The organism is Rhodopirellula sp. MGV, from assembly GCF_002251265.1.
Taxonomy (GTDB): domain Bacteria; phylum Planctomycetota; class Planctomycetia; order Pirellulales; family Pirellulaceae; genus Stieleria; species Stieleria baltica_A.
This window is the reverse complement of record NZ_NPDI01000034.1, coordinates 121,058-141,867: the sequence shown is the minus strand read 5'-3', so window position 1 is coordinate 141,867 and position 20,810 is coordinate 121,058. Positions and strand designations below refer to the sequence as shown.

9 protein-coding genes are annotated in these 20,810 nt (G+C 55.8%); 4 read left to right on the top strand and 5 right to left on the bottom strand.

Annotated features, from left to right (window positions below; all coding sequences use genetic code 11):
* The first annotated feature begins 8 nt into the window (after positions 1-8).
* The 3 genes from alaS (at position 9) to mscL (ending at position 5,375) form a co-directional block, all read left to right on the top strand.
* The gene (alaS, locus tag CGZ80_RS11755; RefSeq protein WP_094414544.1) at positions 9-2,840 is read left to right on the top strand and encodes an alanine--tRNA ligase; all 2,832 of its coding nucleotides are present in this window, start codon (positions 9-11) and stop codon (positions 2,838-2,840) included.
* A 160-nt stretch (positions 2,841-3,000) separates the two neighbouring features.
* A complete protein-coding gene (locus CGZ80_RS11750) occupies positions 3,001-4,779 on the top strand; it encodes an ABC-F family ATP-binding cassette domain-containing protein (protein ID WP_094414542.1) in 1,779 nt (592 codons plus the stop codon).
* 98 nt (positions 4,780-4,877) lie between these two features.
* Complete coding sequence (mscL, locus tag CGZ80_RS11745) at positions 4,878-5,375, top strand: large conductance mechanosensitive channel protein MscL (RefSeq protein WP_094414540.1); 498 nt, start codon at positions 4,878-4,880, stop codon at positions 5,373-5,375.
* Between the two features lie 29 nt (positions 5,376-5,404).
* Here mscL and CGZ80_RS11740 read toward each other — a convergent pair whose 3' ends face one another.
* Both CGZ80_RS11740 and CGZ80_RS11735 read right to left on the bottom strand, forming a co-directional pair.
* On the bottom strand, positions 5,405-6,982 hold the full coding sequence (locus CGZ80_RS11740; RefSeq protein WP_094414538.1) for an aldehyde dehydrogenase (NADP(+)): 1,578 nt from the start codon (positions 6,980-6,982) through the stop codon (positions 5,405-5,407).
* A 165-nt stretch (positions 6,983-7,147) separates the two neighbouring features.
* The gene (locus CGZ80_RS11735) at positions 7,148-8,002 is read right to left on the bottom strand and encodes a fumarylacetoacetate hydrolase family protein (RefSeq protein WP_094414536.1); all 855 of its coding nucleotides are present in this window, start codon (positions 8,000-8,002) and stop codon (positions 7,148-7,150) included.
* Positions 8,003-8,054: 52 nt separating this feature from the next.
* On the opposite strand from CGZ80_RS11735, the gene CGZ80_RS11730 reads away from it, so the two are divergent.
* Positions 8,055-11,849, top strand: a complete 3,795-nt coding sequence (locus CGZ80_RS11730) for a CRTAC1 family protein (protein ID WP_094414534.1) — start codon at positions 8,055-8,057, stop codon at positions 11,847-11,849.
* 33 nt (positions 11,850-11,882) lie between these two features.
* Here the strand turns inward: CGZ80_RS11730 and CGZ80_RS11725 are convergent, their stop codons facing one another.
* From CGZ80_RS11725 to CGZ80_RS11715, 3 genes are all read right to left on the bottom strand, one after another.
* A complete protein-coding gene (locus CGZ80_RS11725; RefSeq protein WP_094414532.1) occupies positions 11,883-15,353 on the bottom strand; it encodes a mechanosensitive ion channel domain-containing protein in 3,471 nt (1,156 codons plus the stop codon).
* Positions 15,354-15,575: 222 nt separating this feature from the next.
* On the bottom strand, positions 15,576-18,452 hold the full coding sequence (locus CGZ80_RS11720; protein ID WP_094414530.1) for a c-type cytochrome domain-containing protein: 2,877 nt from the start codon (positions 18,450-18,452) through the stop codon (positions 15,576-15,578).
* Between the two features lie 190 nt (positions 18,453-18,642).
* Complete coding sequence (locus tag CGZ80_RS11715; protein WP_143543883.1) at positions 18,643-20,646, bottom strand: hypothetical protein; 2,004 nt, start codon at positions 20,644-20,646, stop codon at positions 18,643-18,645.
* Positions 20,647-20,810 lie beyond the last annotated feature (164 nt).

The window sequence follows — 20,810 nt, the reverse complement described above, 5'->3', positions numbered from 1 at the left end:
CGCGATCCATGAAGACAGACGAATTACGCGAAAAGTACCTGGACTTCTTTGAAACCAAAGGCTGTGTCCGTAAACCGAGCGATGTCTTGGTCCCCACTTGGGATCCATCGGTCTTGTTCACACCTGCGGGGATGAACCAGTTCAAAGACCACTTTTTGGGCAAGGTCAAGCTGGACTTCACCCGCGCGACGACCTGTCAAAAATGTCTGCGAACCGGGGACATCGAAAACGTCGGCCGCACCGCGTTTCACCACACGTTCTTTGAAATGCTGGGCAACTTCTCGTTCGGCGATTACTTCAAAAAAGAAGCGATCGCGTGGGCATGGGAATTTTTGACCGACAAGAAATGGTTGGGCATCGATCCCGCCCGTTTGTCGGTGACCGTTTACAAAGACGATGACGAAGCGTTCAAAATCTGGAACGAGTCGATCGGGTTGCCCGATAAACGCATCACACGCATGGACGAGGACGAGAACTTCTGGCCGGCTTCGGCGCCAAGCGAAGGTCCCGATGGCGTTTGCGGGCCATGTAGCGAAATCTATTACAACCTAGATGACGGCAGCGACGTCGAAATCTGGAACCTGGTGTTCACGCAGTTCAACCGGGTTGGCGATCCGCCGGACAACCTGAAACCGCTGCCCAGCCAGAACATCGATACCGGGATGGGCCTGGAACGGACGGCAAGCGTTTTGCAAGGCGTACCGACGAACTTTCACATCGACACGCTGCGTCCGATCGTTGACGCGGCCAGCGAAGTCGTCGGCGTGAAGTACGAACTGGACAGTGACAACGGCCGCCGCTTGCGCCGAATCACCGACCACGCTCGCGCATGCACGTTCGCGATCCACGAGAACGTTTACCCCGGTCGTGATAAGGCTCGCTACGTCGTCCGCCGGCTGATCCGTCGCGCGGTACTGGACGGCTATCAGATGGATCTTCGCGAGCCGTTCTTGCACAAGTTGGTGCCAGCGGTCGCGGACGCGAGCAAGACTCCGTATCCGGAATTGGCCGAAACGATCGAACGCGTCACCGAAGTCATCGAGGCGGAAGAAAAAGCGTTCTTCGGCACGATCGATGGCGGCATGAAACGCATCGAGCAACTGTTCGGCGAAATGGAAGACGAATCCGCCGTGATGGTTCCTGGCCAAGAGGCCGCGTCGCTGAACACGACGTATGGCGTGCCGCCAGAATTGCTGCAGACGATCGCGGCCGAGCGTAATTTCACCTTCGATTGGGAAGGCTACAAGAACGCGATGCACCAGCACGCAATCGACAGCGGTGCTGGCCAAGTCGAACTGTTCCAGACCGGTCCGCTGGAAACGCTCAAAGAAGCGCTCCGAGAGACTCCGTTCGTCGGTTACGACGCGACCGAATCCGAAGCAATCGTCAAAGGCATCATCACCGGCGATGGCAAAGGAAAAGACGATGATGGCCAATTGCTCAGCAAGCTGAGCCGCCCTGGCGATGCTGAGCTTCGCTTGGTGCTCGATCACTCGCCGTTCTATGGCGAATCGGGTGGCCAAATCGGCGACACGGGAACGATCTCGTCCGATGATTTCGAGTTCAACGTCATCGATACGCAAAAGCACGGTGGGCTGATCGTCCATCACGGGATGCTCGTCAGCGGCGAAATCAAAGAAGGCGTGAGCTGCAAAGCCGTCGTGGATACCACGCGTCGTGACGCGCTCGCACGTGCCCACTCTGCAACGCACATCCTGCATCACGCATTGCACACCAATGTCGGCCAGCACGCCCAGCAACAGGGCAGCAAGGTGGAGGAGGATCGCTTGCGGTTTGACTTCACCAACCAAAAGCCGATCGACGACAGCGTCTTGGCAAAGATCGAACGTGATGTTGTCACTCGCATTGCCGAGAAAGGAGCTGTGAGCTGGAAAACCGTTCCGCTGGCAGAAGCTCGCGAAGCGGGTGCGATGATGTTGTTCGGCGAAAAGTATCCCGACCCGGTGCGAATGGTTTCGATCGGCGAATACAGCAAAGAGCTTTGTGCGGGAACTCACGTCGGCAACACTGGCGACGTGACCTCGTTCGAGCTGATGGCCGAAGAGAGCGTTTCTGCCGGAACTCGCCGGATCGTCGCGCTCACCGGACAACGTGCGAAAGAGCATCGTGAGCAAACACAAAAGCTGCTCGGTGAACTCGCCAAGTTGCTTTCGATCGACGAATCAAAAGTTAACGGTGCGGTTGAGCAACTGGCCGAAGACGTCCGTCAAATCCGCAAGGAATTGACCAGCGGCAAGCCGAGCGAGCACGCCGCGACCTTCGCTGTCAGCGGTGACGTTGCCAAAGATAACGTTGAGGATTACTTCGGCGTTCGCGATGTCGTTCGCCAAGTCTCACGTCGCTTGAATGTTTCGCAAGATGACGTGCTGGCGCGTGTCGAAGCGTTGCTGGCTGAGCGTGCCGACTTGATCGAACAACTCAAGCAAGCGACCGCCGGTGGCAAGATCACTGCCGATGACTTGATCGCCCAAGGTGAAACGGTTGGCGAGTGCATGGTCGTGGTTGCCGAAGTTCCCGGTGCAAACCCGAACGTGATGCGGGGCTGGATCGACCAGATTCGCAAGAAGAGCCCCGGCGGATCGGCCGTGTTGCTCGGCACCGTCCAAGGTGACAAGGTGCTGTTGGTCGGTGGCCTTTCGGATTCGTTGGTCAAGCAAGGCTTGAAAGCTGGCGAGTGGGTTGGTGCCGCGGCCAAAGTGGTCGGCGGTGGTGGTGGCGGTCGCCCCGACATGGCCCAGGCCGGTGGTAAAGATCCGGAGAAACTTGGTGAAGCGTTGGCAAACGCCAAGACCTCAATGACCGCGAAGCTGACTGCCTAGTCAGCCGATCGCGATCGAGCCAGAGTCCAGGCTTTAACTGTCCAGCCGTCGCCGCTTGTGGCGAAGGCTTTTGAGGCGGTCGAGGTCTGGACTTCGGTCTGTTGCGAATCCTTGTTGTTAATTATCTGTCCCTTTTGTTCACAGCCGATTTTCGATTCCGATGACCGTTCTGATTCAAGTTCGCGACGCTCATAAACGCTATGGCGATCAAGTGCTGCTTGATGGTGCCGAAGTTTCCTTGACTGACGACGTGAAAGTCGGATTCATCGGACGCAACGGCGCGGGGAAGAGTACGTTCCTGCGTGCGATTCTTGGTGATGAAGAACTGGAAAAAGGTGACGTGATCCATCACCCGTCGCTTCGGATCGGTTACTTGCGCCAGCATGATCCGTTTCAGCCGGGCGAGTCAGCGCTCGATTTTCTGATGCGTGAAAGTGGCCAGCCGGATTGGAAGTGTGGCGAAGTCGCCGGGCAGTTTGAGCTCAAAGGCGACTACCTCAACGGCCCCGTCAAATCTTTGTCCGGTGGATGGCAAACCCGTGTTAAGTTGGCCGGGCTGCTGCTGAATGATCCGAACTTGTTGATGTTGGACGAGCCGACCAACTTCTTGGACTTGCGCACACAGATTTTGCTCGAGCACTTCTTGCGAAGTTTCAATAAGGCGGCGTTGATCGTCAGTCACGACCGCGCGTTCTTGAAAGCGACCTGTTCACAGACGCTGGAGCTTTCACGTGGCAAATTGACTATGTTCACGGGGCCGATCGATCGGTTCTTGGAGCATCGTGAGGAACGTCGTGAGCACGACCGGCGTGTTAACGCGACGGTGGTCGCCAAGCAAAAGCAGTTGCAGCGATTCATCGACAAAAATCGTGCTAACGCGTCGACTGCAAGCCAGGCGCGTAGTAAGGCGAAGCAGCTCGAACGCTTGCAAACGACAGAGGTTCAATCCGATGAGCCGACCGTTTGCATTCGCGCCCCGCTGGTTAACCCGCGTCAAGGAACGGTGATGCGGGCCGAAGGGCTGGCCATTGGCTATCCCGACAACACCGTTGCCGACAACATCTCGCTTGAAATCGAACACGGCCAACGGGCGGCAATCGTCGGTGACAACGGCCAGGGAAAGACAACGTTGCTGCGGACCCTCGTCGATTCGTTGTCGCCAATCGAAGGCCAGATCAAGTGGGGCCACGGGACGGAGTTGGGGATCTATGCACAGCACGTCTACACCAGCTTGGACGAGCGTCGCACCGTGCTGGAGCACCTCGAATATGAATCGAACGCCGATACAACGCGGCAGGAATGCTTGAACATGGCCGGGGCGTTGCTGTTCCGTGACAGCCATATCAACAAGAAAGTGAAGGTGCTTTCTGGTGGCGAGCGTGCCCGGTTGTGCATGGCTGGTTTGCTGCTGGGGACGGCCAACGTGTTGGTGCTTGACGAACCGGGCAACCACTTGGACGTTGAAACCGTTGAAGCTCTCGCGGAGGCACTCGAGAGTTATCAGGGAACGGTCATCTTTACCTCGCACGACCGGCACTTCATGGGACGCGTCGCAACCAACGTGATCGAAGTTCGCGACGGGACCGTCAAAAACTACTTTGGCGATTACAACTCGTACTTGGAAAGCGTCGAAAGCGAGATCGATCAAGGCGAACGAGAACGATCGTCAGGCAACAGCAATTCAGTCCCAGCCGGTAAGGCCAAAGCATCGGCCACCAGCTATCGCGAAAACCAGCGCGAGTCGCGAAAGGCCGAGAAAGAAATCAAGAACCTGGAAAAGAAGATCGCGCGCTTGGATGACGAAAAAAAGGACATCAACGCCCAACTGTTGACGGAGACGAACCCGGGCAAGGCGGTGAAGCTGCACGAGCAACTGACGAAGGTCACCGAAGAATTGGAAGCGGCAGAAGTGCGCTGGATGGAATTGAGCGAGTTTTAGTCTCCCGCGTCTTTGCCCTGTGCCTCGCCCGCGCGCTATAACAACTCAGTCGCGCTTGCGCGACTTTGTTTTTCGATTCTTCTGATCAAGCGGCAACGATGGGATTTATAAAAGACTTCAAAAAATTCGCCATGCGCGGCAACATGCTGGACCTGGCGATCGGCTTTACCGTAGGTGCCGCATTCACAACCGTTGTCAAATCGTTGGTCAATGACGTTATCATGCCACCGATCGGAATGGTCACGGGCAATGCCGATTTTTCAGATCACTTCGTCGTTCTGAAAGGCGAAATCCCCGAAGGTGGTTTCAAGACACTTGCGGATGCACAGGAAGCCGGTGCCGTGACACTGAATTACGGCGTATTCCTGAACAGCTGCCTTTCGCTGCTGATCGTGGCGATCGCGATGTTCGTGATCATTCGCTTGGTGAACCGCTTGGACGAAGAGCTCGATGAGCGGTTTGGTGAACCACCGGCTCCGGGAGAGCCGACGGAAAAGAAGTGCGAGTTTTGTCGTTCAACCATTCCCTATCGAGCGACGCGCTGTCCGCAATGCACGTCACAGCTGGCCGCGGCAGAGCCCGCAGCCAGCGTTTAGAGAGACGATTTGGTGAGCAGTACTGCTAACTAGGCGACGTCGTCGGTCGTCCACACGCCGTCGATACGGCGTGGCGTTTTGCCGGTCGGATTCTTGTCCGCCAACAACGCCGGCAGGCGTGCCGCGCGAACGTTGTCAAAGCTGGTCAGCTTGCCGAATCGAATCAAGCTGGCTGGGATTCCGACAGCGGTAAATCCAGGGTGCCCGGTCGAAGGGAATGGCCCGCCGTGGTTCATCGCGGCAGACACGGCGACACCGGTGGGCATCTTGTCATTGAGTACACGGCCGACTTTAGGCGTCAGCTCAAACGCAACGGCATCGTAGGCTTCGTCGTCGCTGCCTGCCGGATCGCTGTAAACACAACCGGTCAGATTACCTTCCAAGCTCGCGATGACTTTGCAAAGTTGATCGAGGTCGTCGGCGACAACGATCAGCGACGCATTGCCGAATGCCTCAGTTTGGAAGCCTTCTGGATTGTCGATGAACTGGCTGGCACTGGCACGCAGCACAGTGTTGGCAAGTGCACAACGTCCGGCCTCCAGTTCGCCGCCACCAGCGAGCAACTCGGCACCGAAACCACACAGTGTTTCGACGCTCGACTTCAAACTGGTTGCGACCGCTGGAGATAACAAGGTGCCCGGAGTTCCGCCGGCGTAGCGTTCTTTCACTTGAGTGATGAATGATTCGGTCGCATCGCTGGCGAGTAGCAACACCAAGCCGGGGTTGGTGCAGAACTGGCCGGTGCCCATCAACGCACTGGTGGTGAACTCGTCCAAAATTTCGTTGCCGCGTGCTGCCAATGCGCCGGGCAGGATGACCACGGGGTTCACGCTGGACAGTTCCAAATAGATTGGCTTGCCAGCGGCGTCCGCGGCTGATTTTAGCTTCAAACCTGCACCTCGACTGCCGGTGTACCCCGTCGCACCGACACGTGGATCGGAGACCAGGCGTTCGCCATCGGCATGGCCGGTGCGGTAGATCAGCTGAACGATCGATGTCGGAACGCCGGTTTCTTTGGCTGCGGCCAACGCCAATTCGGCGAACAGTCGTGTCGTTTCGGGGTGCGAACTGTTTGCTTTGCCGATGACGGGGTTACCCGCCGCAATCGCAGCGGCAAAGTCACCGCCGGAGACGCTGCCGAATGCGAAGGGAAAGTTGTTTGGTCCGAAGACGCAGACCGGTCCGAGCGACTCGAAGCACGAGCGGATACCGGTAGCGGTGTCGATCGTCGCTTGCGCCCAGTCGCCCGATCGGCATGACGCGGCGGCGGTCCGCAACTGATTGCTGGTTCGTGGCAATTCGACATCGGCCAGACGAGGTGACTTGGCCAATCCGGTTTCGGCGAACGCTGCATCGGAGAGCGCGTCTTTAGCGGCTTCGATTTTGTCCGCGTAACACTCCAGGAACTCGGCGATTTTTGCGGCAGGAAGCTTGCGCATCTCGCGTGCGGCTTCGACGGCAGCGTCCAGTGCCGCGTCGCAGTCCGCCCAAGAGCTGACCGGGAATTCGGTAGGCAGTTTTTCGTTGGTGTTTGGGTTGGTCGCTTGGAAGGTTCCTGTGGCATCGGCTTCGCGCCACGAACCGGCAATTAACACTTTGGCGGACATAGAATCAGGTCGACTTGGAGTTCGATAGAGTTGGAAAGGCGGCGTTAGCGGCCAATTGATTTTCAGAGTTGATTTCTACCGATGTCGACTATTGCTGGGCAAAAGCAGCGAAACGGAACGCTGCGTTCGCGGAGCGAACAGCGACAATCGAAAATCAATCGGCTGTTAGCCTTGGACGATCGGGTTGGTCAGGGTGCCGACACCGGCAATGGTGATGTGAACTAGGTCGCCAGGCAGCAACGTAAAATCGCTGGTTGGTACGATCCCGGTTCCGGTCATCAGGAATGCGCCATCGGGAAAGGAATTATCCTTGGAAAGCCAGCCCACCAGGTCGACAAAGGTTCGTGCCATTTGGTCGCCAGCGGTCTGTTGATCGAACACAATTCCGCCATCGCGTTCGATTTTCAAATCCACTGTGATTTCGCTTGGTGCGGGCAGTGAATCGAATAGCGTGATCCACGGTCCCAGGCCGGCGCATTGGTCGTAACACTTCGCTTGTGGCAAATAGAGCGGGTTTTCGCCTTCGATGTCACGCGAGCTCATATCGTTGCCGACGGTCAACCCGACGATCTTCATACTCGGGCTTAGCACCAGGGTGATTTCGGGTTCGGGGACGTTCCAGGTCGCGTCTGCGCGGATACGGAGTGGTTGTCCATTCCCGGCGACACGGTGTGGCGTCGCTTTAAAAAACAGCTCGGGCCGATCTGCGTTGTAGACTCGGTCATAGCAAGATGCCGCCGCTTCGGATTCTTCCATCCGTGCGGTTTGGCTGCGTTTGTAGGTGACGCCGGCGGCCCAGACCTCTTGACGGTCGATCGGCGGCAACCAACGGACACTGTCGTCGATTGTGATTGGGGCTTCGGTCGCCAAACTCTGCACGGCCTCCATGGGGGAGGATGCGGCCAGAATTGACGCCAGCGTCGGATAGGCGTCGCTAGCAACCAGCGGAATTAATTCGTTTTCAGCAACGCAACCAAATCGTACCGAGTCGGAAGAGTCGATAAATTTTGCTAACTTCATGGTGAATCGATTTTCAATTCTTTTCTAGCGGGACCAGACCGAGAACGGATTTATGTACAGAAGCCACTTTGCCGTGTTCGCGTTGTGCCTGCTGACCGCATTGGGATCCAACAGCGGTTGCCGCAAGAAACCGGCAGATACAAACGGTACCACGCCCAGCGGCTCGGGTGAATCCGAGGCAACTCTGGTCAAATTAAATACGGCGTTGGCCGCTACGGAGAATTTAGAGGCGGATCAAGCTGTCCAATTATGGCAACAATTGGGACAGCAGCTGCCCGAAGACCCCTCGATCGAGCTTAACCGGGCACTTGCGTCGGTATTACGTGTCGATGATCTGACCGCGATCGCGACCGATTCGGTCAAAACCAAAGACGAACAGCGTGCGGCTCGATCCAAGCTGCCGACGGCAATTGATGTCGCCCGTTCCGCGATACAGGCTTACGGCATCGTGTCTGGTGATGAAGTGACGAAGCTCTGGCTGTCGACGCGAATTGATGCCCACGAGGCCGCCTTGCTTGGCACAACGATTGGGAAGTCACTGCGCAAGGAATTGCTGCAGCGGATCAATCAAGCCATTGCAGGCCCACTCGGCAAAGATCCGCACGCGGTCATTTTGGGCGGTCCATTGACCGAGTTGCTCGACAAGATGTCAGATCCTGTTGACGGATTGCCCAAAGACATCCTTGGACCGGCGGCAGAAACGCTTCAGCGTCTGTCGGATGCAAACCCCGACAACTTATTCATCGCGATGCAGGCGTTGCGTCTGGCGATCGACGGTCGAAAGAAAACGGCTGCAACATTGGTCGATCGAACATGGGACTTGGCTACCGCCGTCGAACCGACCCTGCGAGCTTACACCAAGCCGATCGGTATCGAACCCAAAGAACTCGCCGATCGAATCAAGCAGTCCATCACTGATGGCGACTGGGCCAAAGCAGATCAGTCGTATGTATTGTGGTCGAACGTGTTGAACCCGTTGGAAATCGTGCGTGCCGATCGCCGCCGCGCGAATCCGCACCCACTGGACCGATTGAACTTTGACGTCGTCCGTCGACTATCCAGTGAAATCACCAACAAGTCGCCGATTGGCGCATCAACCGAACCGTTAAAGTTTGCCAGTTCGGCCGTCGATGTTGGCGGCACCGTCACGGCCGTGTTGTCGATCGACTTCGATCTGGACATGGATCTCGATTTGGCAATCCTGACCGTGGACCAGCAACTAAAACTGGTCGAAAACGCAGCAGGAAAATGGAGCAACTACGCTTCGTTATCGCTGAAGAATCAACCCTTGGGTTTGATCGCCGCGGACCTATTCATGGTCGACAGCAGCGATACTGATCGGATCAAACAATCACAATCGGCCGCCAGCCAGGAAAGCTCCAGTTCGGCACGTCACAACACGTTCCAAGGTTTGGTGTTGTATGGCGAAGGCGGCGTGCAAATCGTCCGGATCGATGCCCGCGCACAAACGGAGGCCGATCAGCGACTCGCTTACCTTGATGACGAAACCGGCTTGGAATCGGTCGCGGCAACTACCGCAGTGATCACAGGCGACTTGGAAGGCGACGGCGACTTGGATTTGATTGTCGGCACCCGCGACGAAGGCATTCGCGTGTTCGTCAATCGTGGTAACCGAACATTCTTCGAAGCCCCTGTGAAGTCGTCCACCGTAGCAAAAGACGACCCGGTTGCCGATTTTGCCATCGGTGACTTGGACCGTGATATTGACCTGGATGTCGTCGCCATACACCAATCGGGACTGGTCAGCCAACTCGAAAATTTACTGCACTTACAGTTCCGACATCGAGAATTGAAACAAGTCCCCGCGTTGCCCGTCGCCGAAAACGACACGGCACTGACAATCAATATCGAGGACGTCGATTCGAATGTCGGTTGGGACATCATCGCAACGAGCAGCAAACAATCACAAGTCGCCTTCGCCAACTCGTCGGACATCGGCGTCTGGACGGTTGACCGCGTGGAAACCAGCAAAGGCTTTCCCGTTGCTCCCGCGATCGCCGACTTTGATGGCGATAGCTATTTGGAAATGGTTGGCGGAAAAGTTGCAACTCGTCTCGGGCCATGGGGGATCGCCGAAGTGAACGAAGCGACCTCCGTCCCCAACGGCTTAACGGCAGCAGGTGATTTCAACGGCGACGGAAAAGTCGATCTCGCGACCGCAGGCGACAACTTGCAACTCCAACTCAACCAATCCGCCGACAAGCCCGGATTTGTGAAGGTTCGCTTCAAAGGCATCGCGGACAATGCCGCCGCCAGCGGGCGTGTCAATCACTACGCAATTGGTTCTGTTCTGGAACTGCGCAGCGGTCCGTACTATCGCAGCCGAATCGTCACCCAGCCGGAAACCTACTTCGGACTTGATGGGCTGGCAAGGATCGACAACATCCGCGTCATCATGCCGAATGGTTTGACGCAAACACTGCGTGAACCGAAGATCAATTCGGTGATCGAAGAAGAGCAAACGTTGAAAGGATCTTGCCCGTACCTGTATAGCTGGGACGGCGAAAAGATGGCGTTCCAAACGGACTGTTTATGGGCCGCGCCACTGGGACTGCAAGTCGCCGCCGGTGTTGTCCAAAAGGATCGCCCTTGGGAATACCTGAAACTGGATGGACGCTCGATCGCACCAACAAAAGACGGTCACTATGACTTGCGGTTGACCGAGGAACTTTGGGAAGTCGCATACGTCGATCACATCGAATTGATCGCGGTTGATCGACCCGCGGATATGCAGGTCTGGACCAACGAGAAAGTCGGCCCGCCAACGGTCGCCGAACCAAGGGTCTATGCCTTCCGTGAATCGGAATTGTTCTCGCTGCAAAATGCGACCGACACCAATGGCGATAACGTCACCGAAAAGCTCAGCAAGTCGGACGAGGTCTACGTCAAAGGCTTCGATCGTCGTCTGCGTCAAGGATTGTGCCCACCGCACTGGATCGATCTGGACTTCGGTGATCGGGCCGCCAAAGAGTTACAGAAAGCTGCTGAAGACCGCCGAGTCTGTGTCGTTCTGCGTGGCTGGATCCTGCCGACCGACACGTCGCTGAACATTCAAATCGACCAGAACCCAGAACTGCCATCTATCGAATTCCCGTCGGTCTGGGTGCCACAAGAGGTCGATTCGGAGGACTGGAAACAGGTGATCCCGTTCATGGGATTCCCAGGGGGCAAAACCAAAACGATCGTCGTCGACGTTACCGAGCATTTATTGCGTGATGATCCACGCGTTCGGATTCGAACCAGCGCCCAGATTTACTGGGACAGTGCTTCGCTGGCGATCGCCAGCCAAGACGCGGACATCAAACAACAAGTCCTGCCGCTGAATAACGCGATGGTTACCTTCCACGGTTTCAGTGCCCGTAGCAAAGCAGACGAAACACGACCTGAATCCTATGACTATGGCAACGCCAGTGTGAAGCCGAAGTGGCCGCCACTTCGCGGTGCGGTCAGTAACTTTGGCGACTGCACCGATCGGCTGTCACAATGGGATGACCAGATGGTCGTGATCAGCGGTGGAGACGAGATCCGCATGCAATTCGAAGCTCCTGCCAATGGACCGCCCGAAGGTTACCAACGCGACTTCATTTTGCACTGTGTCGGCTGGGACAAAGACGCAGACCTGAACACACTGACCGGACAATCGATTGGTCCGCTGCCGATCCGTGACATGCGATCCTATCCGCCAACGTTTGATTCGGCTGCCGAATTTGACGCGATCGCGGACCGACATGACGCTTCACGCCGCAGGCGGCAATCGTTCCGTGCGTTCTGGCAACGCGGCGACCTGCCGACCGACGCGTTCTTGCCGACGAAGGAATCACGCTAATTAAATGCCGACCCGTATCGCGCCAACGGTGCGCTAATCGGTCTGCGAGATTTCGGCTTGGCCGTTTGACGGTTCCTGTACGCGAGCTTCGACGCCCACACGGCTCCGCATCAGCGTTTTGATGTCGGTGCCGTCGGAGAACGAGAAGTTCACGTCGCGCTGCGGGAATGGGATCTCGATGCTGGCCTTGGAGAACGCTTTGGCAATCGCGGTGTTCAACTGATGAGTGATCTCAATTCGGTTATCGAGTTTTTCCAGATACAAGCGAATCGCGAAGTTCAGTGAGCTGTCGCCGAAGCTTTCGAAGTTGATCAATGGGGCGGGGTCTTCCATCACTTCCGGATGATTGGTGACCACATCAAAAAGGATGCCACGGACTACGTTGGGATCCGATCCATAAGCCACGCCGACGTTCAGCGTCAAACGATTGACGACGTTGGTCAGTGACCAGTTCAGTAGTTTTTGCGTGATCAGGTCCTTATTGGGAATCACAAGCTCCTTGCGGTCCCAGTTGGTCACCGTGGTCGCACGCATTTGAATGCGACTGACGATCCCGGTGGTATCATCAATCGTCACAACGTCGCCTACACGGACCGGGCGTTCGAGCAATAGGATGATGCCGGAGATGAAGTTCGCGACGATTTCCTGCAAACCAAAACCCAGGCCGACCGAAACAGCCGCGAGCAACCATCCCAATCGGTCGTATGGCACGCTCAGCATGTTCATTACGATCACCGCCCCGACGATGATCAATGCGTATCGCAGCAGCGTCGAAATCGCATACCGGGCACCGGCGTCCAGTGTGGTTCGACCAAGAACCAACAAGTCAAACAAACCTGGCAAAACGCGTGTGATGTAGATCGTCACTCCAACACTTATCAACGCAATCACAGCATCCAAAATGCTGACGCGGTCGATGTTTTCGCCAGTGCCGACTTCGATGGCCCATTCGTCGAACAGTTGCAACGCAGGAATCACGTCGCTCCAGATGTAGCCCAATCCGACAATCGCCAGGATGGTCGAGATCACGAAGGAGGTTTGCCGGGATTGCAAATCGATCGCACCGAAGTCAATCTCCTCTTCTTGCAATACGATGCCAGCTTCTTTCGCGGCGGCTGTCGGTGTTGTGCCTTCCGCTTGCAATTCGGCGGTGCGGCGTGCCCGCATTTCCTTGACTTTTTGCCGTGCCAGATCACGTTTCTTAAGTGTCATCCAGCGCGAAATCAAACCGGATGTCAGTACCACGACGACCAACAGCAGGAACGTCGATTGCAGCGAACGCCCTAGGCGAGCAGTCGTGTCGAGGTATCCGGCCATCGCAAGTGCCGCGAATACAACCGGAATCGCGATCGCGATTGCCCAAATCAGTTTTCGAAAATGATAGAGATTCGATTCGTGATTGTGACTGATCACTTCCGCATGTAGCGGACTCTTGGTTTTCAAAATGATGTGGTGAAACAACGCCGTCAAAGTGAACAGGCAGGTTGCGGCAACCCGAGTCGCAAAGGCTCGTGTTGCCGTATCGGGATGCTGATGGAATCCGGCCATCACCAAGACACAAACGCTGCCTAGCAGCGTGTACCAACGCAGGTGTTTCCGCAGGTACTTGCGAAACGCATCGCCCCAATCGAAGTGGTACATTGCCAATCCCTTCTCGCGGCAGATCTGTCGTAGCAGCTCTCGAGAAGCGATATACAACGCCACGACGCCCAATCCGACACCGAGTCCACGGACAAAGGAGCTTGCGGTCCCCGTTGCGGTCAGCAGGAAACTGAACGTGACAAACACCATCGGCCAGCAAAGTGAGTCAGCAATCGTGCCTGCGAGCGCCATCAACGTCGACTTGAACGTCGCGTCGCTGCGACGTGCCGCGTCGCCTTCACGGTTGACGACTCGGCGAATTCGCGATCGTCCCATCAATAATCCCAACACGGCCGAGACCATCACCAGCGACTTGAGCGGGTAACTGGAAATCGTTGCCAAGATCTGTGCGAACGCGTTGTTCCAAGCGTTTGGGTCGGCGACCCATTTCACCGCCGCAGGAGCACGCGCCAATTCTGAGATCGAAAATGCCGGCGCACTGCGGGTCCAGAACAAGTGGCGATCGACGAATTCGGTAAACGTATCGACTGCTTTACCAAATTCGCGACGCTTGGTGTCGATCACCACCATCGATTGCAAAACCTTGTTCTGGCTCTGAAGCGTTGTATCGAGCAAGTCCTTGCGGCGGCGGAGCAGCACCCATTCGGCTTCTTCAATCGTCAGGTCCGCCCAAGGAATCGATGTTGCGGTCCAGTCAATGGATGCCGGAGTCAACTCTTCCAACTCCTTGTTGATCTCTCCCAAGTCTTCTTCCAGTTGAAATGCATAGACTTGGTATTCGTTCAGTTTTTCTGTTAGCTCCGCTCGTGGCTGGTACTTGGCTCGCAAGTCCAACGCTTCTTCACGTTGCTTTCGCAAGATCACCCCAAGCGCGTCAGTCAAGCCGACCGCTTCGATCCGATTTTCGCTGGTCGCCAAGTCAGCCTGTACATCGTCGAAAACATTCTGAACCTCGGTTTTTTCCGCCTCCGCCCTTTCATCTGCGGTGACCAATACTTGGTTCTTTTCGGCCAATTCGATGTTGGAGAGTGCCAGTTCACGAAGTTGCTCTGGAACTGAATGGACGGCTTTCTTCATGTCCGTCGTGGTTTCTTTGGCCGCCTGCTGCTGTCGGGCGTTGACGACAGCAGTTAGCTTTTCAGCTTGCACTCGCAATTGTTGTGCATTTGCTTCGGCCAATTGCCGCTCCAGCGGTAGCAGTTCTGCGGTTGCCATGTACGCCGCTTGCTCGCGCTGTAGAGCCTCGATCTTCGTCGTTAGCTCTTTGATTTTTGATCTTAACGTGAGCTTTTGAACCCGCTGTTCCAGATCGGTCGTTCCTTCGACAACTGGCTGCGCGAGTTGAGTCCGAACGGCGGTCACTTCTTGTTCAGCTTTGGTGACCAGTTCGGGGATTTCGCCAAGCCGGGTTCGACGACGTGTCGGCTCTGCCGTGAGGTCGGCAACACGTTTCGCCGTTGACGCAGTTTCGTTCGTGATCGTTGCTAGGCGAGTGGTCAACGCTGTCGTTGATTGATTCTCGTCGACAGTGAACTTCTTTTCGGTCACCTGCTTGATCTGGTCCTGAAGTTGCCCCTGGCGGACAGGGGCTTCCTGCAACATCGCTTGATAACGTTTGGTCGCTTCCTGGTTCGTGGCGACGTTCGTCAGCGACTCCTTGGCTCGCTTCAGCGAATCGGACAATCGGCCTTTGACAGCATCCTCAAGACCGGTATTCGCTTCGAGATCCGCCAGCTCTTTGTCGATGGCAGCGACATTCAACCCATCATCAATTTGGTCCGCCGCTGTCGGCGTCTCTTTCGCCTGTGGAAGAGTGAGCTGCGCAGTGGCTTTCGTTGCAGCGAACCAATTGAAAGCAATGAACGCAGAAAGCAGGAGAAGACGGAATCCGTGCCGTGTCATTATTTTGAATCGAATGGAGTCAGCAGTTGACGGGAAAGCAAATCCGTTAGCTCCCGTTCTAATGATCCGAGCGATTGTTTCCTAGAGCGACTCCCCGGTAGAGCCTGCTTAGTGACCCGGATGACGGGTTAATCGCCAGCATGGACGCCTGTAGGGCCGGTTCGTTCATCGGGAGAACGCACCTGACAATTCAAGCGAGACGCTGACGGTTTCACCGGAGATTTAAGGATTGGTGATCCGCTGTAAGCCATCGGTACGCCAAACCGAGACATCACCTTGTTCGCCGCTGACCGAAAGGAATTCTCCATTGTCAGTGATATCCAGTGCATACAACAGTTGACCCGCACCAGCAGCAGAGACCTGATTGCCGTTCCCAGTGTCGTGGATTCGGATTTGCCCGTCCAGCGTCGTGCTGGCAACTCGGTTGCTATCTGCGAGATACCGTACGGCTGTTACTTCTTCAGAAAGCGGTCCGATGTTGCGTTGTTGCTGGCCGCTCTCGACGTCCCAAAGTTTGATGTTTTTGTCGGCACCGCCGCTGACCAGCATCCGTCCGTCGCGTTTCCAGTCCAATGCCAAAACGTGGTGAGTGTGTCCGTCGAGTGACTTGATCACTCGCGACTGCCGAAAATCGATCAGTCGGATGGACTTATCAGCCGATCCGCTGGCCAGCAAATCTCCGCTTGGAGAAAAACGCAGCGTCAGCACCGAGTCACTGTGGATCCCGTCGAATTGACGAACGACTTCACCGGTGCTGGTGTCCGCGATGGCGACCATTCCGCTGCGGCTTGGCACCCCGCTTCCCAAGGCGACCATCGTGCCGTCGGGGCTGAATGCCAAGGCCATCACACGATCACTGATCAATTCTGATTGCAGGCCACCAATCACCGACTGCAGCTTCCATCGCTCATCGAGCTGAATGGTACGCGGCGTAAACCGTCCAAGCACGCACCATGAATTGCCAATGTTGGCAAGCTGCGTCTGCTTGGTCACCGATTCGAATCCGATTGAAATTGCTGGGCCCAGTGGTTGACCGCTGGCAACGTCAAAGCGACGAAGCTTCCCGGCGGCGTCCAATACCACGATGGTGTTGTTCGAAAGACTTTCTCGAATCGAAACGACCGGTTGCGTGGAAGCCCCAGTGTTGCCGATCTGTTCGAGATCTTGTTTGATCGAGTCCACGCGAAGCGAACGAACCAGAATTTCACGCTGCTGTGCGGGAACCTTTTCGGCAGCGACTTTGTGAGCTTCCTTGGTTGCTTCAAGGGCTTGTGACTTATTGGCCAGCGTCTGCTCAGAAGTCGCTACTGTTTTTGCACGTTCGCCAAGCGTCTTCTGGTGTTGTTCGATTTGCTTGGTTTGGTCGGCAAGTTGTTTTTCCGATTCGGCACGTTTGCTTTCGAGTTCTTTCCGCTCTGCCGTCTGCTGCTCACGAAGCTGTTGTTTTTCGGCAAGTTCTTTTTCGGAGGCTTGCAGGGTAGCCAGTTCTTTCGCGGCCAAATCTTTCGCCTCTTGAAGCTGTTTCATTGCTTCGGCGAGTTTGGATTCAGCGTCCTTGACCTGTTCATTCGCAGCGACCGATTTTTGCCGGAGCGAAGTCATTGATTGCGTCATCGATTCCGTTTGTTGATCGATCGACGCGATTGATTGCTGCAATGTCTCGTCAGCCGATTTGTTCTTCGCGATCGATTCTTCGAGGGTCGCTTTATTGACATTCGCAACCTCTAATTGCAGTTTCACTTCGTCCCGTTGTTGACGATCCGTTTCAAGCTTTTTCTTCGCCTCGTCGTGTGCTTTTTGGGCTTCATCGAGCGACTTCTGTTCTTTCTCGACGTTGGCTTTCAGCGTTTCGGACTGTTTCTTGAGATGCTCGGTCCAGTCTGCCTGCTGTTTCAATTGGTGTTGTAGCGTTTGCTGCTGCAATCGAATTTGCCAGTCACCACTGCTGGTGCTAACCAGTTGCGATTCCGCACGATTGAACGTTTTGATTTCCCCCGATTCACTGCCAACGTAGAGACGTTCTTGACCGACAGCGATTGTGCTGACAGGGGACCCGTTGGCAAAGCTTTGCGAGACTTTGTCAGAATTTAAATCGATGTGTTGCACATTGCCGGATCGTGTCCCAACCCAAAGAGCATTGGCTGTCGTGGCAAACGCCACGGTCACGTCTTCGAGCGAACTGACAGACTGTTTTTCGATTCCCTGTGTCTGATCGAACAAACGCACGCGTCCGTCACCTTGAACAACAGCAGCAAGCCCTCCGTCTGCCGAACAGCTGAGCTGCCTGACGTTGGATTCGAGCAAGTAAGACGCTTTCTCTTGTCGTGTTTCAACATCGATGTAACGCAATGTTTTCGACCGATCAACGATGGCAATTTGGTTTGCTGCGTTCCAGTTGATCAGAGACGCCTTATTGGGAACGGCGATCGTTGCCAAGTGTTGTTGCTGATCAATCGACCAAAGCTGCACATCGCCAATGGTGTCGACAAAGGCCAACCGTGATTGATCCGGCGACAGGACGGTCATTCCTCCGATTGGCATTGACCATTGCCAAGGCTGGACTTGTCCGGGAACACGCTGCCAGAGACGAACGGTCTTGAAACCGCCGGTCGCGAGGCGTTGACCGAGCGGTGAATAGGCAATCGCACCGACAAAATCGAGCGAGGCAACGCCGGGTTGTGCCAAGCCCGGATCAACTAACTGAGTAATGGATTGCCGATCCGGGATGTTCACCACATTGACGCGATTCGCATGCGCAACTGCCAGGCTGTGAGCATCTGGTGAAACCGCCAAGGCCAAACTGGTGCGGATCGATTCTGGAATCGGCTCCCAATTCATCGAATCGTCGTTCATTCGATCAATTGGCGAGCCGCCTTCGATCCAACGACGGATCAAATCCACTTGTGGTGCGGTCAGGCGTTTCGCGCCAACGGAATTGTCGTCCGGCGGCATGATTTCATCCGGATCGGTGACACGATGCAAAATCAAACTCTCAGCAGGTTGTTTGAGATCGACTAATTCCCCGCTATCGCCACCTGTTTGAATCGCGGTCGCACTTTCGAGCGACAATCCGCCTTCTGCCTGCCTTCGCGGTGGCACGCTAGGCAGTTCTGCTGGAGGATGGGCGCGATGTCACGCGCGAAACTGATTGCGGAATCCTGCTGAGACTGATCGGCGTAACAGATGCTTTGGCAAACCAATGCCGAGCCGACCAAGAATTGGCCGAAGAGTTGAGCGGAGCGGATCATGGCGGGTGTCGGTGGGTGGGCGGGAACCGAAGGCGGGGCGTTCACTCGATCACAACGGTAATCAATGAGCTAGGCAGGTAAAGCGTGATGTCTTTAGGGGCCACCTGTGCGGCAACGCTCTGAACGTGTTCTTCAGCTTTTTTGATTTGCTGGTTCAGCGATTCTTGAACGGTCGGATCGGTGGCCGATTCAAGTTGCAGTTTCAGATCATTGACCTTCGTTTTCGCGCGTTCGAGCAACTGTGGGTTGGTCGCAAATTTGACTTTGCTTTCTGCCTGTCCCCAGAAAGTGTAGGTCCCGGGGGTGGCCTGATCGGTGACTTCGATGACCCATTGTGCTTCGTTTTTGTCTGCGGCAATCGTTAAATCCGCCACTTTGACGCCAGGCGGAAGGTTCTTCGCACGCAGCACAATGCTGGACGCGTTCCCCTCGGCACGTGTAACGATGATTTTCGCTTCGCTTTTCGTGCCCTTCTTGATCGGCAAAGGAGATTCATCCGTAGTCACGGTAATCGGGCATCGGTCGAAGTCGCTGACTTGAATTCGCAGCGCGTCGCATAAGCGAACGGTCGATCGAGTCCGCGCCGTGTCTGGAGCCCAAATCATGGATGCCGCGGCGGCTGGGCGATCCGCGATTCCGGAGTGGTCGTTGACGTCGACTTCACCGGTTCCGGAAATCTGCAGCTCGACGTCTGCCGGCATCGCATCGATCGCCGCGGTCAACGTCAGATCGACATAGCTTTGATTGGCTGCAATCACGCCAGGCGTGCATCGCAGGTCATCGGGTAATCCGGTCACGCGAACCGTGATGGGATGGGGTGTTCCGTGACGGATGGCGAAAACACGGATCGTTTCCGAGCCGCCACGCGGCAAATAGATGCCGGACGCGCGAGACTGATTCAAGTCTTTGCTGGGCAGCAAATGATACGCGACCAAACGAAAGTCTTCATACGCCGGGCGGACGACCAAACGGTACGATTGGCGTGTTCCCAATGCATTGCCGTTGTCTTGATCCCAGACGACAATTCGATAGACGCCTTCCGCTGGTGGATCGAAACGAAGCTGTGGATCTTTGCTGGTCAATCGCACGATCGCGTCGCCGACGTTCGGTCCGTCGTCCGCAGTCGCGATCGAATTCCATTGCACCGCGCCGTCAGATTGGGTGACTTGCTGCTGCACGATCAGTCGAACGTCAGTCGGTTGGGCGGCACGATCGGAGACGACGCTGATCGATACGGGCACGCCTTTTTCGAAACGGACTAGATGGCTCTCACGCTGCTGCGACAAATCGAAAGTGCCTTCGATTTGAAATGGAACTGTCTGAGGTTCGGTCGCATCGTCAGCCCCCCAAGGCACATCCGTTTCAGCGATTTTGAGGGACCGGGGCATACGGTTTTGATGGAGGTATTCGGCTTCGGCGTCGCCACCTTCACGGATCAATAGTCCGCCTTGGAATGCGACCCCACCGCGAAACAAGGCATCGCCCAAAGTCACTGTTGCCGTTCCGCTTGCCGGGGAAACGAAGTCAAACACCGTGTCAGCCCGGTCACTGCCAAACCGACTTTCGATCAAGTGTCCGTTGGGATCGACGACAGCGACACGGCCAATCAATTTGGAGTCGACGGCGTCAGCGATCAGTCGCAAGTGATACAGTTTGCCCGCTTCGACAGTTAGCGTTGCGTGGAAACGCTGTGCCGCCCGCGCCTCCAATGCATAGATCGTTCCAGGTTTTATCGCGACTGGATTGTGACGTGCTCCTGCATCACTGGACAAGTTTTCGACGCGTTGATCCACCACGATCGAACGTGGATTGGAAAGTCCGAATCGGCCGACCGCGCGGACTTCGTAGCGTCCTGCTGGCACATCAGGACCAATCGCCACTTGGAAGTGATTGTCGATTGGCTGGTCACCGTTGCGTAAAACGTCGGCATGGATTGCAGGATCAGAAAACCGCAGCTCGCGAATTTCCTGGCCATCAACCGCATCGGCGATGTGGACCTCGTAGGTCTTGCCGGGAGCAAAAAAGGATTGTGAAAGTGACCGCAAGCCTAGTGATGGCAGTTGAGCCGAACACGGAGTGGCAAGAGTCAAAGTCACTATCAAGAATCCCGTCAAGGAAGACAGAATGCTTGCGGTGAGGTTACGAACAACCCCGCGCACACGGAATTTGTGTGGGGCGGATCGCGACGTTCGCCGCGATCGATTAATCA